Raw genomic sequence first — 25,621 nt, 5'->3', positions numbered from 1 at the left:
AATCCGGTGGGGTCGCGGTGGAGGCCGACGACGCGCCGTACGCCGAATGCCGCCCGACCCGCGGGCGGAGGCCGCCCTCGACGGGGCCGCGGCGGCGGGTGCCCGGCCCGCGGCAGGCGTGGGCAGGCGGGCCGGGTCACTCCGGCGTGCGCGCTATCCGTCCACCCGGTAGGCGGCGAGGACCGTCTCGGAGATGAGGCGCGGGGCTTCCGCCCGGTCCACCTGCCCGGTGGCCACGTCGGCGGCCGCGCCCTTCATGACGTGGTGCAGGACGCTGGTCAGCCAGCTGGCCGGCAGGTCGGCCCGGAACACGCCCTCCTCCTGCCCCCGGCGGATGAGCTGGTCGACGCGCCGCGCCGGCTCGGCGTGCAGCTCGTGCACGCGCTCGGGCGGCAGGAATGCCTGCGCCGCCGCCAGGACGGCGCTCGACTGGGCGATCAGCAGCCAGCTCGACCGGATCAGGACGCGCAGCGCGTCCCGCGGGTCGCCGGTCAGGTCGAGGCCCGCCAGCAGCTCCTCCCCCTCGGCCAGCACCCGGGTCAGCGCGGCCTCGACCAGGGCTTCCCGGGACGGGAAGTGACCGTAGAGGGTCACCCGGCCCACCCCGGCAGCCTGCGCGATCTCGCTCACGCTGGCGTCGGGGTCACGACTCAGGCAGCTCACCGCCGCCCGGAGGATCCGCTCCGCGTTGTGCTGGGCATCGGCGCGACGGCTCGGCTTTGCCAATGGGCGAGTCATGGAACTTCCCCTAAGTCGAACAGGCATGTATGAGTTAACGTATCCGCGTAACTTGAACACTACCGTTCGACTTAGCGGAGGAGCCTGGCAGCCATGGCGGAACCTGTGACCGCAACCAAAACCCCCGCGCCCGCGGGTCCGCTCCCGGGGCGCTGGCGGATCCTGGGCCTCGTCGGCATCGCCCAGCTGATGCTGATCCTGGACGTCACCGTCGTCGCCATCGCCCTGCCGCACATGGGCTCGGACCTGGGCATGGAACGGGAAGCCCTCACCTGGGTGGTGAGCGGCTACACCCTGACCTTCGGCGGCCTGCTGCTGCTCGGCGGCCGCGCCGCCGACCTGTTCGGCGCCCGACGCCTCGTCCTCGCGGGGCTCCTGCTGTTCAGCGCCGCCTCCCTGACGGCCGGGCTGGCCACCAGCGGCCCCATGCTGCTGGGCGGGCGCATCGGGCAGGGCCTCGCGGCGGCGATCCTCTCCCCCGCCGCCCTGTCCCTCGTCGTCACGACCTTCGACGGCGAGGAGCGCAACAAGGCGCTCGGCATCTGGTCGGCGCTCGGCGGCGGTGGCGCCGCCCTGGGTGTCCTCCTCGGCGGCCTGCTCACGGCCGGGCCGGGCTGGCCCTGGGTGTTCTTCATCAACGTGCCGGTCGGGATCATCCTGCTGCTGGCCCTGCGGATGCAGCTTCCGCCCCAGGCCCCCACCGGTGCGACGGCCCGGCTCGACGTGCTCGGCGCGGTGCTGGTGACGGCGGCCACCGGATCGCTGATCTACGCGCTGATCCGCGCCGGCGACGTCGGCTGGGGCGACCCGAGCATCCTGCTGCTGCTGGTGGTCGCCGTGGCCCTCTACGCGGCGTTCATCCTCCGCCAGCGCCTCGCCGCGAGCCCGCTGATGGACCTACGACTCCTGCTCCGCCGGCCGGTGGCGGTCGGGGCGCTGCTGATCCTCGTCGCGACCGCGTTGATGATCACCGTCTTCTTCCTGGGCACGTTCTACCTCCAGAACTACCAGGGCTACGGCGCCCTGCGCACCGGGCTGCTCTTCCTGCCCGTGGCGATCACGACCATGCTGGGCGCGAACGCCGCCGGTCGCGCCATCGGTCGGATCGGGGCGCGCACCCTCGGCGTCCTGGGGCTGCTCGTCGCGGCGGCCGGCATGGCGGTCCCCGCCGTCGTTGACGGAACCCTGGCCCTCGTCGTCGGGGTTGCCGTCGCCGCCGCCGGCACGGGCGTGCTCTTCGTCGTGGCCTCCGCCGTCGCACTCGGTCAGGTCGCGCCGCACGAGGCCGGTCTCGCCTCCGGCATCGTCAGCACCTTCCACGAGTTCGGCGCCTCGCTGGGAGCCGCCGTCGTGTCGAGCATGGCCGCGGCCAGCATCGCGGGCACCAGCACCGCCGGCTTCTCCCGAGGCTTCACCACCGGTGCCGTCATCGCCGTCGTCGCGGCGGTCCTGGCCTTCGTCCTCACCCCCCGACCGGCCCGCTGACCCCGAACCGGTGGTCGGCTGGGGGCCCGCCCGCCGACCACCGGTTCGGACACCGTCAGGGTGCCGGCTCCACGGCGTCGCGGCGTTCGGAAGCCGGCCGGTCAACCGCGGGCGAGCAGCACGACCTGCTGCACACGTTCCGCCAGCCCAACGGCTACCGCGGCTGCTCGTGGTGATCCTCCTGCTGACGGCCCGGGAACGGCACGGCGCCCGGTCCCACGAGAAGCCCGCCCGGGAAACGGCCACGAGTCCCGCCTAGGTTCCGTCGCACGGGCCCGGTCGCGTCCGCCGCGCGGTCGCGGCCCCAGCGCGGTCGCGTCCGAAGCGCGGTTGCGTCCCCAGCCGTACGACGGTTCGGGGTCCCGGCCCGGCTACGACCTTCCGGGGCGGGGGCGACGATTCGGGACCGCCGGCACCCGTTCAGTTCTCAGGCGCTGATCCGGGTGCTGGCCCGGGCCATGGCCTGTGCATACTCCGGCGACGGCGACAACGCCATGGCGACCCGGAAGTGGCGTAGCGCCTCCGGGTGGTCGTTGGCACGTTCCATCGTGCGGCCGAGCAGGAAGCGGGCGTAGTCGTCGGTGGGGTCCCGCTCGACGAGACGTTCCAGCACGTCGCGGGCCCGCCCCAGCTGGCCGGAGCCGAACAGGCACCGGGCCGCCAACAGCTGCAGGCTGCTCTCGTCACCGTGCTCTGCGAGCGCGGGTTCGAGGATGTGCAACGCCCCGAGCGGGTCGTTCACCTCCAGCAAACCTTCGGCGAGGCGGTACGCGCGGACCGGCGACCTCTCGGTGTCGTCACCGTCGCGCCCCGACGTGAACAGCGAGACCAGGGCCGCCACCGGCTGTGCCCCGGGCAGGGCATGATCGGCCACGACGAACGTCGGGGCGACCTTGACGCCGGAGAGCGCGCCGACCGTCAACCAGGTCCGCACCCTGCCGACGTAGCGGCCCGAGTCGAGCACCTGCGCCGCCCCGGACAGCCCGGCGTCGGCCGCGACCGCTTCGAGGACGGCACGCTTGCTGACGTCTTCGCCGCGCAGGAAGTGGGCGCGCAGCAGTCCTTCCTCGAGCCGACCCTGGGACCGCCACCCACCCTCCTGCAAGGCGTAGGCGAGCAGGCGATGGGCGTCAAAGGTGTTGGGCTTCCAGGAGGGGCGCCAGGTGAACTCGGCCCCGGAGCCGGCGGCCACCTCGGCGATGTAGCCGCTCACCTGGTCGGTGCTGTGCACGCCGTACGACCGACGCTCCTCCTCCGACAGCGGCAGGGTGTCCAGCGGGGCGTCCGGCGCGAGCTGGATCGGCCGATAGACGACCTCGACCGGCTCACCGCCCTGCGCCTCCCACTGCTCGAGCGCTCTCGTCAGCCGTCGCTTGCCGAGGTAACACCACGGACAGCTGACGTCCGACCAGACCTGGACGCGCACCTGACGTCTCCTCCGTTGCGTGTGGACGTTTCCTGAAGCCGTTGACGTGGGTACTGTATGCGACAGGTGTCGCTTAGTCGACATGTGTCGTCGAAACTGGAGGCGTCGATGGCCAGGACGGGTCCCGCACAGCGGAAGCCGGATCCCCGGGCGGAAAGCACGCGCCGGCAGTTGGCGGCGGCCGTACTGGACCTCGCCAGCCAGCGGGACCTGAGCCTGATCACCGTGTCCGACATCGCCAACCGGGCGGGGGTCAACCGGGCCACCGTCTACCTGCACTCCGCCGACCGGGACAGCCTCCTGGTGGGGGCACTGGAGTCGTGGATGTCGAGGATCGCCGAGCTCGCCGCCCGGTGCTGCCCGTCGCGCCCCGGCATGGACGTCACCGCCGCGCCCGATGAGCTGGTCGGCCTGTTCCGTGAGTTCGAGCAGGACGCCGCGCTGTTCAGGCGGATCCTCGGGGCCGACGGCAGCGGCAAGCTCGTCCACCGCCTCCAGAACGTCGTCCGGGAACACGTCCGCCGCCACCTGCCCGAGCAGGAGGAGCCGGGCGGCGTCCCGCACGACCTGCGTGCCGCCTTCCTCAGCGGCGCCCTTCTCGGCGTGGTCGGCCACTGGCTCAGCCAGGACACCAGACCGCCCGCGGTCGAGGTCGCCGACTCCACCTGGAAAATGATCAACAGTCTGTCCTAGGCGACGCCGGGCGAGGTCGTGGCGACGCTCCTCACCCTGGCCGGGCCAGGGACAGTCCGGCGCGGGCGCCCGGGCGGCAACCCGACTGGCGGCCCAGGAAGCCAGGATCGCGCCGACGCGCTCCTCGGCCGGCTACGCGACGCCGGGCTCCAGCGGCCCGCTCGACCCCGGCGGGCGGCGGACGTCGACTTGCCCGTCAGGAAAGTACGCGCTACTTTCCTGCGAGGAAAGCTGAGCACCGGACCAGGAGGCGACCCATGGACGCACGCGAAGCAGAACAGACACTGGCACAGGTGGCGGAGCGCCGTCGGCAGAGCATCGAGGCCGGCACCACCGCATGGCCTCCGCGCGCGTTGTGGAGCATCTGCCTCGGCGTCGTCGCGCTGGGTCTGCTCGTCGACGCCGACATGGTCTGGCTCTGGGCCCTGCTGGTGGTCCTCTGCCTGGGGACGGCGTGGAACCGCGGGGTACAGCTCAGGCCGACCCGCTCGTCCCGGCACTGGAAGGTGGCGCTGGCAGCGACCTTCGTCCTGGCCCTCGTCGCCGACATCGCCGTGCAGTTCGTGGTCCGCGCCCTGGAGTGGCCGTTGCCCAACACCTTCGGCGCCCTCGGCGCCGCCGTCACCATCGCGCTGCTCAGCCGGCCGGTGCAGGCGCGCCTAGTCGCCAGCCTGCGCCCGTGAACCGCCAGCAGCCGGCCATGCCCGTCGTCCACGGCGTACCGCTGCCCGCGGTCGGTCTCGACGCGTTCCTGCACACCCCCGCCCGGTTGAACATCTGCGCCCTGCTCGCCCCCGCCGAGTGGGTGCTGTTCTCCTTCCTGCGCGACAGCATCGGCACCAGCGACTCCGCGCTGTCCAAGCAACTCACCGCGCTGGAGCAGGCCGGCTACGTGGAGATTCGCAAGGACCGCAGCATCCGGCGCCAGACATCCGTCCGCCTCACGGACGAGGGACGCGCGACGTTCGACGCCTACCTGGCCAGCCTCGAGGTACTCGTCGCCCGCGCGCGAGGCACGGCCGACAGAGCACCGATCCGGAGCGAGCAGGGCTGATCAGGGCCGCACAGCCATCCGGTTGTACGGCCCCGGCCGCCCCGAGTGGCCGTCGAGCTCAGCGAACGGATGGGCGTCCGGTCGGGAGGACCCCGCTGGTAGCCGTGGTCAGATCAGCCGGCTCGTGTAGCCGGCTACAACCAGGCGCTCGAAGGCAGCCCGTACCTCGTCCGGTATCTCATGCAGATGAGGGACGAGCCGTCTATCAATAATCCGTCGCAGCCCAGCAGAAGAAGCGGATCTATAGGCGCCCACCAGGCAGAACGCCCGCAGAAGGTGGAGGCCCAGAGTCGAACTGCCCCGGCCGAGTCACGCACCCATTGGCATCCATCGTTGTCTGACATAGAGTCACTGGCTAGTCACAGTAAGTGCAGACGACCGGGCGGCGACTTGCGGATGATGACCAACACCCACAGAGCCAACTGCGCAAATGCCCAGAGGCCGGGCTGCACATGCTCCGGCTGCGGGGGCTCACAACACGGCTGGCAAGGATGGACATCTCTGGCCGCCGACCGGCCAGAGAAGCGCGACGAGCGGCGGCGTGAACTCAAGGAGAAGGTGGAGGGGGACAGACGATCCGGACGCCAGAAGTTCAACGCCCACAACCGGGAAATCTACTTTGACCTCGCACGCCTGGACATCGCCGACTACCTGTGGGCCGCAGACGGCCGAACCAAGATCAACGGCCGACTGCCACGCGATGTTGAACCAACATCGATGTCATCAGACCTTGGCCGGATGGACACCCTTGCCCACCAGGTCATGGAGAACCCGTGGGACGAGATCTCAGCCGGCATAGACAGCCTCGTCCGGAATAAGGCTGACGCCAGGGAGGTCAAGAAGCGCCTGGCCGATCACACGTGGTGCAGCCTGCTGGTGGCCCTGATCCAGTTGATCGAGAAGATCAACAAGACCGTCGAACTGCTGACGGACACCGCCAAGCAGTTCATCACCGGCGCGTTGTCGCGGCGGTTCGATTCGGGGCCGCCCCGGCTGGTGACCGACGCCATCATCCGCCTTGTCGTGGACAGGGTGTGGTCAGCCCTGGCGAGGCTGCTGGAGGCTCACTTTCCCCTCCTCGGAACAGACACCCTGCGCGTCCTGAGGATGCTGGCCATCTTCACCTGCCCCTCGGTCGAACACCACCCAGCGGTCTACAAGCACGCCGTCCGGCCGCTCATGGGCGACGCGCACGAGATCATCACGGACGAGATCAAGACGCACGTGGTCACCCTCTTCAGCGCGTGGTGGCGGCGGCGCGCCCCGGAAGCTCTGGCCTGACGCGCCCCGGACACGCCCGGCCCCATCAACCCCGGAAAAGAACCAGCGGTGCGCGACGCACGTACACGAGACCCGCGCTCGGTCCGGGCGACAACGGCCCGGTCCCACGGCTCCCGAGCACCCATCGAGCGACCACCCACCACCCGCGTACGCGAAAAAGGCTCCGGCCGGGTGGAAACCACCAGGCCAGAGCCTTTATTGCTGGTGCGCCGCCAGGGACTCGAACCCCGAACCCGCGGATTAAGAGTCTACGCTCGTCAATGCCGGAAGATGACGGTTAATGCTAGCCAATGCCGCCTGAGCAGGCAATAAGCCCGATGACATGTCGCGCAGTGCCACGCCGTGCCGGACCGTTCCCGGACGTCCGGTCCCCCTACGGTCCCCCAAGGAACCGGCAGGCACTAAAGGGGCAAGCCCGACAATACTGATGCCACCTGTGGCGTAGCTAACAAAATTATCAATCGGTCGGTTCGTGCGCCCCCGCTTGTCTGGCCGGCCTGGCTTTGTGGCGGGGTCGGCCAGACATACCGACAAGCGAGGTCGACCCGCAATGGGGTCTGCTGCACCCCCTGTCACCTACCGGTGCAGCAGACCCCGCCGCCTACCGCTGCCGCCACGGCCACCGCAGTGCCTCAACAGGTGACGCGCCCCGGCCGCGCAACGTCTACATCCACGAAGCCGAAGCGATCACACAACTCGCCGAATGGATCGGCATCCCGGCAGCCGACCCCCACACGGTCACCGACGCGCTACTCGAACACGAGCTCCACGTCACCTGCGCGATCGGCGGGACACTGACCATCACAAAGATCTCCGAGGCGGCCGCCGCGGAGCGACTACCCGCGATCCCGCACCAGCGCAGGGCAGCAGAAACCCCCACCGAGGCGCTTCATCTACCGTGAAGACCACCCGTGGGGGTTAACGTGTCCGAGCATACTATTCAACTCAAGCTGGTTCCAAGAATGAGAGCTGCGAGGTCTCCAACAAAAGGTCCTTATTTCTTCTGGACCGTTATTGGAGACCTCGCCACCCTGAATAACTGGCCAACTAAGACGGCCCGGCGATTTTGGCCCCCGCCGCCGCCCTTTCCGCGCTATTGATCGGCAAAAGAGGCCCATACGCGCTGCGCGACACCTTCACCATGAATGCCTTGCTTACGGAGGATTTCAGCGCAGTCCTCCGCATTCGTCGCATGCTTCAGGAGAGGCATCAACCTCATCGCCACCGGCTCATACTCATCGTCAGGCGCGCTAACCGCCGAACCCATACCAAAGGGATCGATCTCATAGAGCAAGCGGGCTATTGCACCAACACGCTGCCGATATGTCGCCCCCATTGATCAACCTACCTAGCGTCTTGAATGATCTGCTGCACGAACGGCTTGTTTTGACTCGCGTTCCATGCGGTGACGACCTGCCCATCTGGTCTCATCACCACGGTAGCATCTCGCCCTAAATAGGTGTAACGGACATTGCCAGCAACTTTGTTTTCCACCACAGCGATGGGGTTGTACACAGCGTCAAGCATGGACTGAGGCCTGACACCTCGATCAATAATCTGGTTCAGGGCATGCCCCTGTTGCATGGACCCGCCAAATCCTTGGATCTGAATCTTAGGATTCGCGACGATCGTGGCATTCGTACCATAGGTCCAGCCTAGGTTCTTTGGTGCGCTACCCCCGAACCTGCCTCCCGCCGCACCGAGCACCGCAGCCAGCGCCACGGCCTCAGTGTTGGCGCAATCATCCGTGCATTGGCCAGCGAGACCAGCCAGTGCACCGGTGGCGAGCAGACAGCCCGCGCCAGCTGTTTCCGGGCAGAGTATGGCGCCTACCGTAGCCACGACAGTGGCGACTACCATCTGATCCAGCGCTTCCCAGTAGTCCTTCAAGCTGGGCGTACCGTACAGAGCACGCTTGATGCGGAGCATGATGGCGTTGTAGGCGGGCGAGCCAGGGACGTTCCAGGTGTCCGGGTTCTGGTCTATGACCATCCGGATGTAGCTGTCTAGCTGCCGCCTTTTCTCTGCCGGGATGGTCGGCACGTTCGCGGAGGGGTTGTTGCCGGAGCCCGAACCACCGGTGGCCTGCCCGGCGCTCGTGTTCTGCCCGCTGCCCTGGTTCTCCTCGCAGTGACGCTGGGCGGTGCCGGTGTAGTTGTAGCACTCGTCCTGGGGTGCGGTTCCTCCCCCTTCGTTGGCACCGTCACAGGAGTAGGCGCCGGCGCACTCCTTCAACCCGCTCGGATCGCTGTAGGTGACCGGCGAGGCACTGCTGTACCCGTAACCCGTCCAGGACTGCGGATCCTGCAGGTCGAAGACCGGGTCGACCGAGACGAACCGACCTGTGGCCGGGTCATACTCCCGTGCCCCGAGATGGGTCAGGCCGGTGTTGTCGATGGTGCCGCCGACGAAGCCCTTGTCGTTGGCCCAGGTCGGGTCGCCGCCCCGCGAGTTGCCGTACGGGTTCTGCCGGCGGATCGTGGCGGTCTGTGCGGCGTTGGCGCTGACCGACACGTTCGCCGTGCCCTGATGGTCCGCGGCGAGCCAGGTCAGACCGGCGGCGGTTCGGGAAGCCACCAGGGATCCGCCATAGGAGTAGTAGCGGGTGCAGGTCGTGCTCGCGGTGCTGTTGCTGTACCGCAGCTCCTGGCCGGGCAGGTAGAGGGTCTTGCCAGCCGGATCGCGACGGACGAGCCGGTTGCCGTCGGCGTCGTAGATGTAGGTGGTGGTGCCGGTCGAGTCGGTGCTGGTCTCCAGGTGCCCCTCGGCGTCCCAGGTGAGCACCTGCGAGCCGGTGCCGCTCGGGCAGGTATTCGTGGCCGTTCCCGCCGGTCGGCAGATCGTGTTGCCCGATGCGTCGTACCGGTAGTTCTGGGTCAGCGAGCCGGTGGTGGTGGTCGAGAGCGCGTGCGGTTGCGTTGCTTGGGCGGCCGGATAGCTGTAATTCGTGGTGGTGTTGCTGGCGCTGGTGTGCACGACCTGGGTCTTGCGGTTGCCCACCTTATCGAACGTCCAGGAGTGCCAGTAGGGTGCCGGTCCGCCTAGTGTGATGGCCGATGGTGCGGCGGCACAGTCACCGCTGCTTGGCGTCCAGGCCTGGGTGAGCCGACGCAGGTAGTCGTACGTGAAGCACTGGGTGTCGTCGACGGGGTTCGGTGCGGCGTCGACCGCCTTGGTGATGTTGCCGGCGTTGTCGTAGGTATAGCGGACGTCGGACAGGATGTTCGGACTGACCGTGTCCCGGTCCACCCGGACCCCGGTCAACCGCCCGGTCTCCAACTCGTGGGTGAACTTGTGCCACACCCGGCCGCCGGCAGTGTCGTCCGTGTCGAGCGTGAGCTGATCGAGTTGCCCGAGGGCGTTGTAGTTCGTGCCCGCCACGTACGACAGGTTCGTCGCGTCGTATAGGGAGGTCATCGTAGTGGCCTGACCGAGCGCGTCGTAGGTGTAGGAGAGAGTCTCGGCCGGCAGGTCACCATTGGTGGAGGGCATGCCCCTCGAGGCGAGGCTGCCGTCGACGTTGAACGTGCTGGAGAAGGTGTAGGTGTCGGCCAGGTTGGTCTCCGAGGGCGGAATCAACACCTGGATGCCGGTCGGCTGGTACTGGTCGGTGTATCCGGCGACCTTCTTCTTGTAGGAGGCCCCACCCACAAAGCGCGTTGACTCCGACAGGCGTCCCTTGGCAATCGTGTCGTACATCCACTGCGCCCGCATGGTGCCGCCGACGGCGTTGTCGTACACCGCCCGCTTGCGGCCCAGCGGATCGTACTGGTATGCGAGCTTCTTGCCACGGGCGTCGGTGGACGAGGTGACCCGGTCGGCGGCGTCGTAGCCGAAATCGGTGGCACCCGTGTCCGGATCGGTCGTCTTGGTCCGGCGGCCCTGCATGTCGTACTCGTAGAGCCACTGGTTGCCCATCGCGTCCGCGACGCTAATCTGCTGCCCCTTACGGTTGTACGCGAAGGACGTGGTGTCCCAGGAGCCAGCGGTGTTCGGCGTCGGTGTCGCACCGTGGTACTGCCGTACCGACACCGTCCGACCTCGCGCGTCGGTGAGCGTGGAGGTCGCGGTGCCCCCGGCGGGCGGGGTCACGTCGGCGCGGTCACCGGCGTAGTAGACCGATGTCCGCCAGCGCTCCACGTCGTAGGGCTGGAAAACGGACGCGGTCGGTCGTCCGGCGCCGTCGAAGACGGTCCGGGTCTGGGTCGGCACAAGCTCCTGCTCGGTGGCGGTGACCAGCGTGGTACCCGGCGCCCCGGTGGCGTGGTAGCTGTCGAACGTCTTCGTCTCCCGGCCGGCTGTGTCGTAGAAGGTGTCGGTGAGCAGCCGGCCGCCCGAGGGCGAGGGCGATTGGGTCTGTCGCACCCGCAGCAGACCGTCGTAGAGGGCGTACATCGTGTTGTACGCACCGGCCGCGTTCAGCCGGGAGGAGGAGACCACGGTGACCGCGTTGTTGCGGATCAGGTAGCTGAAGGTGGCGTTGGCCGACTCGGTCGCCTTGTCGCGGCCGGGCAGCCACACCGCGGTCAGCCGGCCGAGGCCGTCGTAGGTGAGGTCGGTCCGCTTGTTGTTGGGGTCGACGATTGCGGCGTTGTTGCCCCACGCCGGGTTCACAGTCGTCGTGGCCACGTGTTGCATCGGGTTGGTGACCGTGGTCGCGGTCACCGGGCCGCCGGTGGCGGGGGTGTAGGCCGTGGTCGTCTTGGCGTTCAGGGCATCCCAGGCCGCGGTGACCCGGCCGTACGCGTCGTAGGTGCCCTGCGAGACGGTGGCGAAGGTGGGTGCCCCCGCGTTCCAAGCGGTCATCTTCTCGGTCTTCGTGCCGAGGCCGCGGGTGGGTGCGGTTTCGAAGGCCTGGCCGTCGAAGCTGGTCCGTTCCTCGGTGATGACGTCCGCGTCGGTCAGCGTGCCGGTGGTGTCGGCGCACTTCACCGCGTATGTCTGAGTGCGGTGCACCTTGTCCATCAGCCACAGGGTGGTGTTGCGCGGAAGGTAGTCCATCGTCTTGCATTGCTCGTCGCCGGCAACTCCGTCCTGGCCGAAGTCATCGACCTGCGTGGGCATGCCGAGCGGGTCGTAGGTGGTGGTGGTCCGCGTCACTCGCTCGCCGCGTCCCGCGTCCAGGGTGGTGTACTTGCGGGTCGTGGCGACCCGGGCGAACCGGGCAGTCACCGTGTCCCCGTTGAAGGTACGGGTCGCGGTCGCGTCGGAGCCCCACGGATCACTCGTCTCACGGGACACCGCTGGCCCACCCGGCCCGTTCAAGGTCTTGACCTCGCGGGTCATGCCGGCGAACCAGTCCGCGTCGGCGATCCCGTCGACGGTGGCGGTCTTGGTACCGCCCGACGGTGCGGCCCGGTCGCCGTCCATGCCGCGGAAGTAGCGGGTCTCGGTGTAGGTCTGCTGCCCCGGGTCACCGGTGGTCACCCCGACCCTGCCGTAGCCGCGGTAGCTCGACCAGGTCTTGTACTTCTTCTCGATCAGGCCGTCGTCGTCGCTGTAGTGCCACGCGGCGCCGTCCAGGTATGAGTAGGTGTGCACCACTCGAGGGCTGCCCTGCGGCGGTGCTCCACCGGTGTTGTCATGCTCGTAGACTGTGGTGACCACGTATTTGTGGAACCAGTCGGTCACCGGGTTGGTATAGCCCTCTGGGGTCCACACCGACGGGTAGCAGCGTTTCGTGTTCGTCTGCGGCGTCGGCGTCTGCCCCGCCACACAGTCCGGGTCGGAGTACGTGACGTTGATGGTGCCGCCGGTCTCGGTCTGGATCTTGGTGATCCGCCACCAGTTCATCGCCGCGGCGAAGTCGATCGTGTCGACCCGGTTGGACAGTTGCACCCCGGTGAACTCGATGTCCGGCACGGTGGTGGTCGTGCCGACCAGGCCGGCGTGGGATATCTTCGACAGCCAGAGTCCCGCGCGGGTGCCGTCGCCGGGATCCGGGAACGTGTGGGTGAACGTCCACCGCTCGACGTCGGAGTAGGAGCTGCCGGAGCGGACCTCAGTGGTCACCGACGCCAACCGCTTGGTGGTCCAGAAGGTGGGCGAGTAGACCGTGCCGCAGCTGGACCCGGTGCACTGCTGGTCCCACGGCGTGTCCGGCCAGTGCGCCGCGTCATGGGTGGTGCAGTTGGACAGGCAGCGGTCCGCGACCCCGAAGACCACTTGTGCCGGTGCCGGCGTGTTCAGCACCGACTCCACGCCGCCGTCCCGGCGGGTGCCGTAGGAGATGTGGTCCAGGTAGCCGGCGCGGTCGTAGGGGGCGTCGTCGTCGGCGTCGAGGTTGCGGCCGTACTTGTTGGTCTCCTTCGTGTACCAGTACGAGGCGGAGTTGCCGTGCACGTCCACCACGTAGTCGAGGTTCCACCGCCACGCCTGATTGCAGTCGGAGTCGATGAAGGCGCTGGCGTGGCACGGCTCGCTCGGGTCGTTGCCGAACACGGGCGCGGTCAGCGTCGAGTTGGTGACCGGCTTTCCAGATGCCCAGCCGGGCAGCCGGTTGATCCCGAACCAGTACTGGGTGCCGTCGGTGGTGGTGACCACCCAGTACTCGCCGTCGTCGTCGCCGTTGCTGGCGCCGGTCTTGCGCTCGATCCGTGACCCGTCGTCGGAGCGCAGGTGCCAGCGGTCCTCGGTCGCGTTGTAGATCAGCTCGCCGGAGTGGCCGGCCAGTGACAGCGTGGCGTTGTCAGTCTCCCAGCACAGATCACTGGTCTTCTTGGTGTTGTTGGCGGAGCCGTCCATGTCCTGGCCGCAGTTGAGGTAGCGCCGCTCGATGAATCCGCCGGGGTTTGCTTCGAAGCCCTCACCCACCCAGGAGGGCTGGTTGTTGCTCGCCGCCTGGCGACCGTCCACGGACTGCGACGAGTAGGCCAGAGCGAGGCTGGGCGCGGGCCCGTTGAGCGACGGCGGGACGCGCATCGGGTAGTTCCAGGTAAACGCGCCGGAGTTCCCACCGGCGCTCCAGGTCGACGACGGTTGCAGCGAGGTGGCCTTGTAGTCACCTGCGGCGCTGGAGTCCCCGGCCGTCACCGCCAGCAGGCCGCCGGTCTCGAGGACTGGGACGGCTGCCGAGACGGTGCGTGCCTTGAGGTCGTTGGTCGACCGCAGCGGAGTGCCCGCGCATGCCTCAGCGGCAGGCTTGGTGAGCGCGCACGCCGGCACCGACACCAATCGCAGGCGGGCGGACCAGTCCGCACCGAAGGCGTTTGCGAACTCCGCGTAGTCCACCGACAGCCGCACACTACCCGCGGCCCGGGCACCATCACTCCGGCCGATCCTGAGCAGGACGCCGTGGACTCCCGCCCGTTCCGTCTCGATCCGGTCCAACACCTCGATCCGTACCCGGGACGGCGTGGCAGCGGGCGCGAGCGTACGCCCGGTCGAAGACACCGCGGCCGAGCCGGACGGTGCGACCCGCACCGGAAGCGAGCCCGCGCTCACCGGCGCGATCGCACGAGCGGTGACATCGACCTCGGCGGCCCCCGCCTTCGGCCACACTGGCGCTGGCCTACGGCTGGCGTCGGGCATCACCGTTCGTGCACCCGATGTCGCCGGAGCCACGGGGGACACCGGCACCGCCCGTACCTTTTCCGGGGCCGGCTGCTGGTGCGGTGCCGCACCCGAGGCGGGAGTGGGTGCATTCAGCAGTGCCGTGGCCATGAGTGCCGCTGTCGCGGCGGCTGTCGCCAGTCGTGCGCGGCCACGACGCCGCCGCGGCGGGTGTGGTGGGCGGGCTTCGTCCATGGTGCGCTCCCCGAGGTTTTCGTAATCGCCATGTGCAGTTGGGTCCTGCCGGCCCTCAATCCGGGTGGATCGAGGGCCAGCGCTAAATCGGCAGTTGACGGGCCGTAGCAGATAGGGGCCTGTCATGGGGTGGGCGTGTTGAATCGCAGCCCCAGTCCCGGCCGGAGCACCGGTTGCCGGTAGGTGTACTGGATGGCGGACGTGCCGTCAGCGTTCTCGATGCCGATGGTGGCGGCGCCGCCGCGTTCCAGGAAGGTGCCGTCGTTGTCGGTGTAGGTGAAGCTGTAGCCGCCGGCCTCGTCGATGACGACCTGGAAGGTGATCCGGGTGAGGGGGTCTTCGTAGGAGTGGACGTTGCGCCACTCGATGACGAACTGTCGGTTGGGGGCGCTGCCGCGCACCACGGTGCGGACGCTGGCGTTGCTGTCGACGAACCAGTCGTGCCAGAAGGGGTAGAGCGCGGCGTTGGGCTCCTCAGGACTGTCCGATGAGGGGATCGGCCACGCGTCCGGTGACGGTTCGCCGGGGTCGACGAAGCTCAGCACGCCGTTGATGTCCACCCAGCCGGTGGTGTACGTCTGGCCGTAGTGCGTCACGGGGAAGGGCAGGGTGACCGGGGTGAAGGCGTCGTCGCCGGTCAGCGGGAGCACGGCGCCGTTGGCCGGCATGTAGGGCACGGCCTGTTCGGTCAGCGTGTAACCGCCTCCGCCGGGGGTGGCGCCCAGGGCGTAGTCGACGGCGGCCTGGGTGTTGGTGCCGACCACCACCTGGCGGACGTCGGAGCCCTTGCAGGTGCCGCCGGTCACGGTGACGACGGCCGCCCAGGTGCCCGCCGGCACGGCACCAACCTGGTACGTGCCGTCCGCCGCCGTGGTAGCCGACTTGTCGGCCACCTTGACGGTCGCCCCGGCGACCGGGGTGCCCTGGCAGGTCACCGTGCCTGCCATGCTGCCCAGACCCGGCGGGTTGGGCTTGAAGGTGACACCCTGACCGGTGGCCAGCCAGGTCTCCCGGTGCAGGTACTGGAAGCCGATGGACCCGTCGGCGTTCTCGACGCCCACGGTCGCCTCGCCACCCCGCTCGACCGGCTTGGCCGGGTCGATGTCGGCATAGGCGAGGGTGATGTCACCGCCCTCACTGAAGATCACCTCGAAGGTGGCCCGGGTACTGGTGTCGCCGTAGAGGTGCACGTTGCGCCACTCCACGACCCACTGCCGGTTCGGTGCGGTACCGCTGATCTTCGTGGCGATCCGGGCCTGCGAGTCGACCACCCAGTCGTCCCAGTGCACGTACACGGCGGCGTTCGGGGAACCCTCGGCAGCCGGTGACGGGAGCGTGCCGGGAATCGACCCGATCCAGCCGAAGTAGGCCGGGTCCTTGAAGCTGATCAGGCCGTTGGCGCTGATCCAGGCCGAGGTGTACGACTCGCCGTAGAGCTTGACCGGGAACGGCGGGTTCTTCTGCCAGACGGTCTCGTCGCCGGTCCAGCCTTCGACCACGTCGCCGGGGACGAAGGTCTGCGCACCGCTGGTGCACTTGTAGCCGAACTCGTCCCCGTCGACCATGACCGACAGGTCCACGTCCGAAGTTCCCCCGGGGTGGTTGACGGTCTCACGGGCGTACTGGCCGGCGCACCGGTTGTCCCCGGTGGACGCGGTCACCTTGTACTCACCGACCTTCACGCCGGTGAACTGGTAGCTGCCGTCGGTGGCAGTGGTGGTGGTGCGGTTGCCCGGGTTCAGGGTCACCGTCGCGCCGGCGACCGACTGACCGGTCACCGCGGTGGTGAGCACACCGCTGACCGTGCCGGCCGGCGCGGGGCTGTAGGTGATCGAGCTGTTGCCGGTGAGCACCGCCTCCTGGAAGGCGTACAGCGCCGCCACCGTGCCCGAGCCGTTCTCCAGGCCGATGGTCGCGCCCGCGCCCTGCTGCACGGGGGTGGACATCGCGCCGTAGTGGTACGCGATCCGCCCGTCCTCGTGGAAGATCACCTCGAAGGTCAGCCGCCCGATGCTCGGCGGGCGGAAGTTGACGTTGCGCCACTCGACCACGTACGACCGGTTCGGGGCGGTACCGAGGGTCTGGGTCCGCACGCTGGCCGACGCGTCGACCTCGAAGTCGTCCCAGAACGGTGCCACCACCGCGTTGGGTGCCGTGGCCGTCGGCATCGTCGGGTTCGCCCAGGTGTCCGGCTCACCGGAGGCACTGCCGAAGCTGACCAGGCCGTTGGTGTGCACCCGGCCGGTCGTGTACGCCTCGCCGTGGAACTGCACCGGGAACGGCAGCGTCACCGACGCCGTCGCGTCGTCGCCGGTCAGGGCGAGGACGTTGGCCGCCGCGACGAAGCCGCCGGTGCCGGTGGTGCACGCGTACCCCATGTCGCCGTAGTCCGGTCCGAGCTGGAGGTTGCGCACGATGTCGGCCGAGAGCTCCACCTGGGCGCGCACGGTGGGGCCGCAGCGACCGGCGAGCTTGGCCGAGACGGTGTAGCTGTCGGCGACCAGGCCCGTGAAGGCGTACGTCCCACCGGCGCCGGTGGTGGCGGTCAGGCCGCTCGGGTCGAGCGAGATCGTGGCGCCGACGACCGGAGCGCCGCCGGCGTCGGTCAGCGTGCCGGAGAGGTTGTGCGTCTCCAACTCGCCGGCGACGTCGGGACGGGTGAAGGTGATCGCCTTCCCGCTGGTCAGCACGGGCTCGCTCACGGAGTACGACAGGCCGTCCTCGCCGGCTGCCGCCTCGATGCCGACGATCGCGTTGCCGCCCTTCTCCGCCGGGGTGTCGAGCTGGTCGTAGTTGGTTGTCACCGTGCCGTCAGGTGCCAACACCACCCCGAAGGACAACCGCTCCGCCGTGTTGCCCTTGCGGTGCACGTTGCGCCACTCGACGACGAACCGCTGCCCGCTGCCCGTGCCGGTGCTGGAGGTACGCACGCTCGCTGACGCGTCGACCACCAGGTCGTCCCAGAACGGCGCCACCAGCGCGTTCGGGTCCGCCGGCGCGGGCAGTTGCCCGCCGCCGGTGTAGGGGTGGGAACCGCCCGGGTCGGTGAAGGAGAGCAGACCGTTGGTGTCGACCCAGGCGCTGCGGTACGCCCCGCCGTAGAACGGGAAGGCGAACGGCAGCTGGACCGTGGCGACCGCGTCGTCGCCGGTCAGCGTCAACGGGGTGGCCGCCGTGGCAAGTGCGGCGGTCTGCTCGGAGCAGGTGTGGCCCAGGTCGTCACTCAGCGCGGACATGAAGATGTCGAACGTGAGGCCCTGGCCGTCGATCTCGATTTGGCCGCTGAACGCCTGGCCGCACCGCCCCCCGACCGTCGCGGTGATGGTGTACAGGCCGGGTGCGAACCCGGCCAGGGCGTAGCTGCCGTCGGCGCCCGACGTGCTCTGGTGGCCGCCGGGCTGAAGCTGGACGACCGCTCCGGCCTGCGGCATGAAGTTCGCATCCCACACCGTGCCGGAGAGGCCGGCTGCGGAGGCGACAGTGAACTGTCCCTGGTTCATGCCGCTGACCCTGTTGCCGTCGTCCACCGCGACCGCGTACACCGGCCGCTCGCCGATGGTGGTGCCCACGTTGACGGTCACGGTGGCCGTACCCCCTGCGGCGGTGGCGTTCACCGTGCTGCCCAGGCCGGTGCCGTCGACGCTGTACTTGAACTTCGTGACGTTCGTGTCGCCGCCGGCGTCGAAGGTGACGGTGAGCTGGCCACCGGCGGTGACGGCGGTGCCGTTGGGGAAGGTGACCTTCGGCGGTAGCGGCACGGCCAGCTTCGCGAGGTTGGCCGGCGTCTCGACGAAGTTGTAGAACCGCACGTCGTCCGCGGCCCCGGCGAAGAAGCTGTCGGAGTTGCCGTTGAACTTGCGCTTGCCGATCGCCACCTCGGTGGTGGCGTTGAAGCCGCCCACGAGGGTGGCGGTCTCGGTCTGGGCCACACCGTTGACGTACAGGGTCAACTTCTTGGTTGCCCCGTCATACGTCGCGGCCAGGTGCGTCCACTTGCCCGCGATCGGCGCCGCATTGGAGTGCACGCTGTACATGGCCGCGTTGTCGGTGTCGGTGGCCGCCATGGTGAACCGCCACCGTTGGTTACTACCGGCGTAGCCGAGGTGGTAGGCCGACATCCGGGAGCCGCTCGTGCTCACGAGAGCCTGCGCACCGGTGCCAGACAACGAGTTGATCTTCACCCATGCGGTGACGGTGAAACTCGCGTCCGTCCGGACCGGGGTGGAGACTCCGGTGTCCGGGTGCGGGGTGTTGATCGTCCCGGTCTTCGTCGCTGCGGTCGTACCCGACAGCGACAGCGTGGAGCCCACCCCGGATCTGCCGGCAACTCGGGTGAGGGAGCCAAGGGCCAGGGTGTTGCCATGCCCGGAGACGTCGGTGGCGTTGGTGCCGGTCTCCTCGAACGTCCACTCCGCGGCCGGCCCGGATCCTGCCTTAACGCTGAAGGTGTACGTCACAGGGGCCGAGAACCGACCTGCGTGGTCCTTGGACCACACATGGAGCACGTTGACCCCGTCGTGCAGCGGCGCCAGGTCGAGGGACGCCCCGTAATCGGTGGTACGCGCCGGCACCGTCTTCGCCGCCGTCAGCACCCCGGAGTCGAGGCTGTAGGCGTACTCCCGCACCTCATGCGGTCGAGTCGACGGCGGCGCGATGTTGAAGGTGCCGGGCAGGCCGACGCCACCGCGCGGCACACCGTCGTTGGTGTAGTTGGTGGAGCCGACGCCGGCCGGTGCCGGCGGAGGCGTCGCGTCCACGGTGAACTCGCACGTGCCGGACCAGGCGCCGTAGTGGGAGCCGTCCCACGTCCGGGACTGCCAGACGTAGCTGGCTCCGTCGGTGAGCTTGCCCGACGGGATCGCCTTCGACACCGTCGAGGGGTTACCCGCCGCCTGGGAGACCTTGTCGGTCTCGTTACGCGCGCCGCCGACCGGCCACCAGTAGAACCAGGTGGTCAGCGACTGCTGCGAGGTGTCCGGGTCGGAGTGCTTCGCGGCCAGGATCGGCGTCGTAGTCAACACGTACGGCCGCGAGGTGCCGGTGGCACAGACCTTGCCGTCCGACTTGCGGTCCGACGGCGCGTTCGGGTTGGTGTTGTAGGTGATCGCCAACTTCGGCGACGCGTGGTTGAACCGCTTCCACTGCCCCAGCGTGCCCTCGTCGATCGCCCGCAGACCCACCGTCAACGTCGACCAGTTACTCGCCGCCGCCTTCGCCACCATGGTCTTGACGTTGAACTCGATGGTGCCGGTGCCGAGGCAACCGTGCGCCGCCCCGTACTTACGGTTACCAAGAGTCTGGGCGGTGTAGCTGCTGTACCAGGTCGGCTGGTTGTTCCACGTCGTGCCCGACGAGATCGCCCCCGTCATCCACAGCTTCGCGTTGGTCTTCGGGCTACACGTCCAGGCGTGCCGCTGCTCGACGCGGAACTGCGCGGCGAGGATGTGCTTCCCGCGTACCGACGAGGTGTTCATCCGGAACATCGACCGGATGATGTGATCCGCGCACCCCGTGCAGTCCTCCGTACGACCGGCACCCGCCGAACCGAAGGTCTTGCCGTTGTTCAACGCCGTCGAGTTCTGCCAGAACGAACTCGACTTGTGCTTGCTCCACACCGACGTCCACGCGTTACTCGAGATCCCGCCGGTCCACGACGGATCGATGTAAATCGGCAGCTTCGTGCGCGGATCGACCAGCATCGCCTTGTCCGGCACCACCGTCACCGTGTCACCATCCACCCGCACCGGCATCACGGCCCGACGAGCGAACTCAGACACCGCCTTGCGATCGGGTGCCACCGGCGCGGACCGCTCCTGCTCCTGCTGCTGCGCCGCGTCCGGCTTACGCGGTGCCCCGAGCACGCGCACCCGCTTCTCCGCCGGCTTGGCCCCGTCGGCCTCGACGTCCGGAGCCTCTGACGAGTCCCACATGAGGGGCGCGGGCGCGGCGAAGACAGTGCCGCCCTTGGCGTCACGGGCCGCGAGACCTCCCCCGGCCGCCGTACCGACGGTGACTCCCTTGGTGCGCAGACCGAACCGCAGGGACGCCAACTTCGGATCCGCCGCCGCCTGGCGGGACCGTACGACCAGCACCTCGGAGAAGCCCAGTGGCTGCGCGGTGACCCGCAGGTCGACATCCGGCAGGACGTTCCTGTACACGGCCGTGGGCCCCTCCAGCACCGGCTTCGGCAACCCGCCCGGCCAGGTCATGGCGACCTCCCGGTCACCATCGAGAAGCCTGGCGATCGGGGCGTCACCACCGGCGGAGAAGACCATGGGCAACACGGTGGCCCGCGGCTTCACCCCGTCGCCAGACACCTTCAGCGTGGTGTCCACCGGCGCCCAGGAGCCGCCCTTGCGCACCCGGGTCGGCTCAATACTCTGCTCCAACGTCCGCGATCCGTCGACATTGAGGAACGTCTGGGACCACTCCGTACGCGCCGAGAGATCCTCCACGCGGCGGCCGCAGATCGCCAGCATCCGACGGGCTGCGCCGGCGTCGGGCTGCTCGGCGACGCACGGGGCCCTCGCGGGTTCGGCACCGGCAGCGGAGGTGGCGGGCGCCCCAAGCACCGTGGCAGCGGTAGCCGCGACGACCGCCACCGCCAGCCACCGCCGGCGAAAACCCGATGTGACGCGCGAAACGTCCGCAGGCATGGGCCAACCAGCCACCAGCCACCCCCGTGATCATGTCTGACAGTGCGCCGAACACTAGAGATGTAGATGCATAGATGTAAACAGGCAACTACAACTGGTAAGCACAAGACGGACAACGCCCCCTACAGGGGGCAGCCGATTGACTGAACGTCGCCTGACAACCCCGATGACTGGGCGACGGCAGCCCCCGCTCGGGCTGGGTCCTAACCAGGCCGCGATCAAGGACGAGGGCACTTGAGAACGGCAGCGGCCCGACTCGTCCGGCCGTCCTGATCCCGGCGAGGAGCCCACCCGACCCGACCAGGGACACCCCGTCGGCCTTGGCCCGCTCCACCAACTACTGAGCGAACTCCACCTCCGCCGCCGACGGCTGCGGAAGCTGGACAGCGTTCTTCTGGTCTGCCATGACGTGGTCCTTCCCGGACAGGCTCAATGTCCTGTTCAACGGACCACACCCAGGTCTAACCCGGAAATCTACGCAGTCTCGGTGGATTCGGCGGCGGGTAGGTGGGGCTGCTTGCCGCCAGTCTTGAGGAAGGCGGCTGCTATCTGTATGGCCGTTGCGGGCCGGAGCCGTAGGTTCTCGGCGCCGTATTCGGTGGGTATCCCGCCGAGGTCGAAGCTAATGTCCCCGTCGGGTGTCTGGACTGTTGGGTCGTTGAGGTAGCCGCCGTCATCGGCGATGTGTACCGCGAAGGCGTGGGTGGGGTGGCCGAGCCCGATCTGCAGGCCGGGTGGCAGTTCATCGGGTTCATCGGTGGTGTTGCTGAAGATGGTGACCGCGACGGGCTCACCGGCCTGATGGATCTCGTGGAGAAGTGCCTCCAGGACAGCGGGGTCGGTCACGTCGCTCTCGTGGTTGTCGCGGTGGTCGCCTCGGTCGTACGCCCACGTGGCCTTCATGCGATCGCCTTTCCGTTGCCTATGTAGGTACGCCAGAGACGTACCTGATCGTCATCGTCGCGTAGGTACACGTTCAGCTGTGCGCCGGCGGGCAGGAGCCGGGAGAGGATCTTCTCGCATCCGTAGGGCTCGTAGTCGCACGGCGGGTTGTTCGTCAGCACCTCCGCATGCATGACCTGGTCGCGGCGCATCCGGGCGGCGAGTTTGGCCTCCAGGTGGTCGGTCGTGGTGGCGATGAGTTTGTAGGCCTGCTTGAGATCGGCAGCGGCGGCGGGGTCCCGGCCGGATCTCATGGGTATCCGCTTACCGTTGATCAGCGCCACACCGGATGTGGGGTCCTTCGCCTGTCGTCGAGGCAGGTCGCGGGCGGCCTCTGTCAGCCAGCCAGGGAGCCACTCCGGCGGGTTCGGTGCGCGCGTGGGGTTCGCGGCGCCGTCGCGGGTAGCGGGCGGCCGGCTTGCGCCGTCGCCCGCAGCCATTTTCCCACGTCACCGACTTGCCGGGCCTGCGCAAGTGCCGCTTCGACATGGTGCCGCGCCTGGTTTCCTCGGGCTTTGACGGCCGAGAGCCCTTGGCTGAGCTGCTGCAGGCGGGCCAGTGTCGGGCCGGGTTGGCCTCCCCGCAGCGCCACTGTGACGAGCCGCCGAGCCTCCTCGATCCCGCCTGCCGACGCCGCGACTTCGGCATCGACCCGGGAGAGGACGGTCAGCAGCGGCGTGAGGGCGCTGATCGTCTCCTGAGGTGACGGTTGTTGCGCAGCGCTGGCGACCGAGCGTGTTGCCTCCCCCAGGATTGCGTCGATCGCTGTCAGCCGGGCGCGGGCACGCCCGACCACCTCGCCTACCTGCGCCAGCCCCGCCGCGATACCCGCGAAGCCGGCCGCGACGGCCCGGGCGGCGATCTGCGCGATGACATGCTCGGCCGCAGCAGCCTGCCGCTGCGCCGCGCCGACACCTGCGGTCATCGCGCACAGGTCGTCACTGATGCTGTCGGTCAGCGACACCGGTTCCTACCTCATCCTGACGATTTCGGTGCTCCCCTAAACGGTGACAGCCTAAAGATGAGTTTCGACGGCTCGCCAGTGGCGTTCGTTCGCGCACGGACGGGCCAGCAGTGCTTGACGCCGATGGGGAGATCAACAAGTCGAGGCGTTCCTTGTCTATCAGCGATCTGACAGCGCTCCATCGTTGCCTTTACCTGCTGGCCTAACCGAGGGTGGATGCTGCGGTTGCCGGAAGGAGTAGAGGCTTGAGCCAACGGGGGGCGGCGCCACCAGAGCCCCGGGGCGCGACAGAGGCATCCTTCAATCGACTAGCTGCGCGGGACGTGTGGTGGCGTGGGCACCTACTGCTGGAGCAGCTCACCGCATTCCGATCAGCTCGAACAACCGCAGAGCTCGAAGCGGCAGAGCTCTATCGCCAAGCACACCATGCTGCCGTGGTCGAGGGGTTGCGGGGGACGCCCGTCCAGGAACTCCGAGCGGTACGGCCGGGCCTGCGAATCGCGCCGAGCCTTGAGCGACAGGGTTACCGCACAGTTTTGGATGTGCTGGGCGCATCGCACGGGGATCTTGTACGACTTCCAGGAGTAGGAAGCCGCAGCGCGGCGGCCATAGCCGATGCGGCGCAAGCGCTTCAACGTCTTGTCGAGCATGGCGCCTCGGTGCGCTTAGATGCCGATCGCAAAGACCCTGCCTTGGAACCGCTGCTGCGGGCCCTGCGGGTACTTCGCATTGTCACGCAGCTGCACGCCGACGGTGTCGCCCGCCTGGGCCCTCTTGCCGACGACTTGGCAGACGCTCTGCGTAGGGCAAAGCGCGCAACACGCAGAGGAGGGCTGCTCATCGCTCGGGCAGCCACCAAGGCGACTGCGAGGTCAGCGGTAGCGGAGGTGGAGCGACTGTTGAGCAGTCGCCAAGCAGACGCAGCGGCAACGATTCTTGGGCAGTGGGACCAATCAAGCAGCCAGGCACTAACTGACGGCCGGGACGCGTTGTGGGCCGACTTCGCACGCCACGCCGCGGTCTACAACACGCTGCTGGAGCGAGTCAGCGGTAGCACGTCAGACGGCGCGGCGGCGCATGGGCACTTGCCGCAGGCTCTCCAGAACCAGGCTGGGCAGATCGGGCTGGACCCGGGAAGGTTGCGCGTCACTTTGCGCGGCTATCAGGCTTTCGGAGTCCGGTACGCACTCCTGCAACGCCGTTGCATCCTCGGTGACGAGATGGGGTTGGGCAAGACGATCGAGGCCATCGCGGTCTGCGCCCACCTCGCTGCCGCCGGAGGGCGTCACTTCCTCGTCGTCTGCCCGGCCAGCGTCATCGTGAACTGGCTCAATGAGGTTGCATCCCACAGCACGCTGCCCGCCCACCGCCTACACGGGCCGCAGCGCGACGAAGCGATCCGACATTGGCACGCTGACGGAGGCGTGGCCGTCACAACGTTCGAAACGCCTGAGCCGGCTGTCCTTACCTCAGGATCTCCGCCCCGGAGTCGTCATCGTGGATGAGGCACAACTGATCAAAAACCCGGCAGCTCAACGGTCCCAGGCCGTCGCCGCCCATCTCGCCCAGGCACCCCGAGCCCTTTTTCTGACCGGTACGCCAATGCTGAACCGGGTCGACGAGTTTCGAAACTTGATCCGCTACCTGAACCCTGCGGTGGCGGCCACGATCAGCGTCACCGACGGTTTGGCCGGCGCCGCCAGCTTCCGCCGCAAGGTCGCCAACGTGTACCTCCGCCGCAACCAAAAAGACGTCCTAGCCGAACTTCCGGACCTGATCGAGGTCGCGGATTGGGTCGAGATGGGCCAGACGGAGACGCGCGCCTACCGGCGGGCGGTCGAGGCCCGGCAGTTCGCCCACATGCGTCGAGCCGCCGTTGTCGTCGACGGGTCAGTGATGCCGGCGAAGGTGGAGCGACTGCGCGAGATCATCCAAGAGGCTGCGGACAACGGATGGAAGGCGTGGTCTTCTCCTTCTTCTTGGAGGTCCTGGAACGGGTGCGCGTGAGCCTCCAGGAAGGCACACCGGTGTTCCTGCTCTCTGGGGCGGTCCCTGTCGCTGCTCGGCAACAGGTTGTGGACGACTTCAGCGGCACGGACGGCCACGCCGTCTTGGTCAGCCAGATCGGCGTTGGCGGGGTGGGCTTGAATCTTCCGGCGGCGTCGATCGTCGTGCTCACCGAGCCGCAGCTCACCCCGGCACATGAGGAGCAGGCCATCCGGCGGTGCTACCGGATGGGTCAGACCCGGGGTGTACGGGTTCACCGCCTACTAGCCAGAAACACCGTGGATCAGCGGTTGTTGGAAATGCTCGAACGCAAGAGCGCCCTGATCCGCGCATACGCCCACGACAGCGTCGCGAAGGGGTCTGTGGATCTAACGGTGTTTCCGGCCTGACCTGCCGGGCGTTGTGCCTGGTGAGGAGGGTGCCGTGATGACCGCGACACTGAACGACCAGACCGGACGTAAGAAGCGGCCTGAGCCGTCGGCGGAGGCGAAAGCCGCGGCCGAGCTGGTTCGGGCGGCGAAGGAGCAGGGCCTGTCGCTGACGGGCCCGGACGGGCTGCTCAAGCAGTTGACCAAGACGGTCCTGGAGACCGCGTTGAACGAGGAGATGACCGAGCATCTCGGCTATGC

General features: G+C 68.4%; 19 protein-coding genes. 9 read left to right on the top strand and 10 right to left on the bottom strand.

Translation table 11 applies throughout. The features are described from left to right. Positions 1–153 precede the first annotated feature (153 nt). Entirely contained in the window at positions 154–738 is a 585-nt protein-coding gene (locus V6U77_RS23240) for a TetR/AcrR family transcriptional regulator (protein WP_334608740.1), read from the bottom strand. Between the two features lie 105 nt (positions 739–843). On the opposite strand from V6U77_RS23240, the gene V6U77_RS23235 reads away from it, so the two are divergent. Beyond that, positions 844–2,223, top strand: a complete 1,380-nt coding sequence (locus tag V6U77_RS23235) for an MFS transporter (protein ID WP_334608739.1) — start codon at positions 844–846, stop codon at positions 2,221–2,223. Between the two features lie 427 nt (positions 2,224–2,650). Here V6U77_RS23235 and V6U77_RS23230 read toward each other — a convergent pair whose 3' ends face one another. Continuing rightward, on the bottom strand, positions 2,651–3,649 hold the full coding sequence (locus V6U77_RS23230) for a DsbA family oxidoreductase (protein ID WP_334608738.1): 999 nt from the start codon (positions 3,647–3,649) through the stop codon (positions 2,651–2,653). A 108-nt stretch (positions 3,650–3,757) separates the two neighbouring features. Between V6U77_RS23230 and V6U77_RS23225 the strand changes: the two genes are divergently transcribed. From V6U77_RS23225 to V6U77_RS23210, 4 genes are all read left to right on the top strand, one after another. Then, positions 3,758–4,342, top strand: coding sequence for a TetR/AcrR family transcriptional regulator (locus V6U77_RS23225; protein ID WP_334608737.1), 585 nt, complete (start codon positions 3,758–3,760; stop codon positions 4,340–4,342). A gap of 293 nt (positions 4,343–4,635) precedes the next feature. Next, complete coding sequence (locus V6U77_RS23220; protein ID WP_334608736.1) at positions 4,636–5,025, top strand: hypothetical protein; 390 nt, start codon at positions 4,636–4,638, stop codon at positions 5,023–5,025. Then, positions 5,022–5,396: a winged helix-turn-helix domain-containing protein gene (locus V6U77_RS23215; protein ID WP_334608735.1), complete on the top strand. Its 375-nt coding sequence runs from the start codon at positions 5,022–5,024 to the stop codon at positions 5,394–5,396. The genes V6U77_RS23220 and V6U77_RS23215 overlap by 4 nt, the downstream gene beginning before the upstream one ends. A 396-nt stretch (positions 5,397–5,792) precedes the next feature. Then, positions 5,793–6,677 (top strand): hypothetical protein, encoded by an 885-nt coding sequence (locus V6U77_RS23210; RefSeq protein WP_334608734.1) that lies wholly within the window; start codon positions 5,793–5,795, stop codon positions 6,675–6,677. Between the two features lie 1,093 nt (positions 6,678–7,770). Here the strand turns inward: V6U77_RS23210 and V6U77_RS23205 are convergent. From V6U77_RS23205 to V6U77_RS23170, 8 genes are all read right to left on the bottom strand, one after another. Continuing rightward, positions 7,771–7,971 carry a hypothetical protein gene (locus V6U77_RS23205; protein ID WP_334608733.1) on the bottom strand — a complete coding sequence of 67 codons (201 nt, stop codon included), beginning with the start codon at positions 7,969–7,971 and terminating at the stop codon, positions 7,771–7,773. 50 nt (positions 7,972–8,021) lie between these two features. Beyond that, complete coding sequence (locus V6U77_RS23200) at positions 8,022–14,177, bottom strand: RHS repeat-associated core domain-containing protein (protein ID WP_334608732.1); 6,156 nt, start codon at positions 14,175–14,177, stop codon at positions 8,022–8,024. Between the two features lie 368 nt (positions 14,178–14,545). Next, positions 14,546–20,902, bottom strand: a complete 6,357-nt coding sequence (locus tag V6U77_RS23195; RefSeq protein WP_334608731.1) for a carboxypeptidase regulatory-like domain-containing protein — start codon at positions 20,900–20,902, stop codon at positions 14,546–14,548. 651 nt (positions 20,903–21,553) lie between these two features. Beyond that, positions 21,554–21,982: an Imm1 family immunity protein gene (locus V6U77_RS23190; protein ID WP_334608730.1), complete on the bottom strand. Its 429-nt coding sequence runs from the start codon at positions 21,980–21,982 to the stop codon at positions 21,554–21,556. Beyond that, positions 21,979–22,461: a DddA-like double-stranded DNA deaminase toxin gene (locus V6U77_RS23185; protein ID WP_334608728.1), complete on the bottom strand. Its 483-nt coding sequence runs from the start codon at positions 22,459–22,461 to the stop codon at positions 21,979–21,981. Before V6U77_RS23185 ends, V6U77_RS23190 begins: the two co-directional genes overlap by 4 nt. Continuing rightward, on the bottom strand, positions 22,359–22,985 hold the full coding sequence (locus tag V6U77_RS23180) for a DUF6244 family protein (protein WP_334608727.1): 627 nt from the start codon (positions 22,983–22,985) through the stop codon (positions 22,359–22,361). Before V6U77_RS23180 ends, V6U77_RS23185 begins: the two co-directional genes overlap by 103 nt. Before the next feature lie 371 nt (positions 22,986–23,356). Beyond that, on the bottom strand, positions 23,357–23,635 hold the full coding sequence (locus V6U77_RS23175) for a hypothetical protein (RefSeq protein ID WP_334608725.1): 279 nt from the start codon (positions 23,633–23,635) through the stop codon (positions 23,357–23,359). 408 nt (positions 23,636–24,043) lie between these two features. Then, the gene (locus V6U77_RS23170) at positions 24,044–24,334 is read right to left on the bottom strand and encodes a hypothetical protein (RefSeq protein WP_334608761.1); all 291 of its coding nucleotides are present in this window, start codon (positions 24,332–24,334) and stop codon (positions 24,044–24,046) included. On the opposite strand from V6U77_RS23170, the gene V6U77_RS23165 reads away from it, so the two are divergent. The 4 genes from V6U77_RS23165 to V6U77_RS23150 all read left to right on the top strand — a co-directional run. Then, positions 24,224–24,490 carry an SNF2-related protein gene (locus V6U77_RS23165; RefSeq protein WP_334608760.1) on the top strand — a complete coding sequence of 89 codons (267 nt, stop codon included), beginning with the start codon at positions 24,224–24,226 and terminating at the stop codon, positions 24,488–24,490. The genes V6U77_RS23170 and V6U77_RS23165 overlap by 111 nt on opposite strands. Continuing rightward, the gene (locus V6U77_RS23160) at positions 24,483–24,992 is read left to right on the top strand and encodes an SNF2-related protein (protein WP_334608724.1); all 510 of its coding nucleotides are present in this window, start codon (positions 24,483–24,485) and stop codon (positions 24,990–24,992) included. Before V6U77_RS23165 ends, V6U77_RS23160 begins: the two co-directional genes overlap by 8 nt. Beyond that, positions 24,947–25,381 (top strand): C-terminal helicase domain-containing protein, encoded by a 435-nt coding sequence (locus V6U77_RS23155; protein WP_334608723.1) that lies wholly within the window; start codon positions 24,947–24,949, stop codon positions 25,379–25,381. Before V6U77_RS23160 ends, V6U77_RS23155 begins: the two co-directional genes overlap by 46 nt. A gap of 37 nt (positions 25,382–25,418) precedes the next feature. Continuing rightward, positions 25,419–25,621: transposase (locus tag V6U77_RS23150; protein ID WP_442934486.1), on the top strand; the 203-nt coding region annotated here is incomplete at its 3' end.

Source organism: Micromonospora sp. CPCC 205546, from assembly GCF_036902715.1.
Lineage (GTDB): Bacteria > Actinomycetota > Actinomycetes > Mycobacteriales > Micromonosporaceae > Micromonospora.
Note: the sequence above shows the minus strand (reverse complement) of the source record. Positions and strands in the feature narration are given on the sequence as shown.

Coding starts and splice junctions, on each gene's coding strand:
- V6U77_RS23225 (WP_334608737.1), top strand. CDS start 3,758: ATGGCCAGGACGGGTCCCGCACAGCGGAAGCCGGATCCCCGGGCGGAA.
- V6U77_RS23175 (WP_334608725.1), bottom strand. CDS start 23,635: ATGCTCGACAAGACGTTGAAGCGCTTGCGCCGCATCGGCTATGGCCGC.
- V6U77_RS23185 (WP_334608728.1), bottom strand. CDS start 22,461: ATGGCTGCGGGCGACGGCGCAAGCCGGCCGCCCGCTACCCGCGACGGC.
- V6U77_RS23190 (WP_334608730.1), bottom strand. CDS start 21,982: ATGAAGGCCACGTGGGCGTACGACCGAGGCGACCACCGCGACAACCAC.
- V6U77_RS23240 (WP_334608740.1), bottom strand. CDS start 738: ATGACTCGCCCATTGGCAAAGCCGAGCCGTCGCGCCGATGCCCAGCAC.
- V6U77_RS23210 (WP_334608734.1), top strand. CDS start 5,793: ATGATGACCAACACCCACAGAGCCAACTGCGCAAATGCCCAGAGGCCG.
- V6U77_RS23195 (WP_334608731.1), bottom strand. CDS start 20,902: ATGCTGGCGATCTGCGGCCGCCGCGTGGAGGATCTCTCGGCGCGTACG.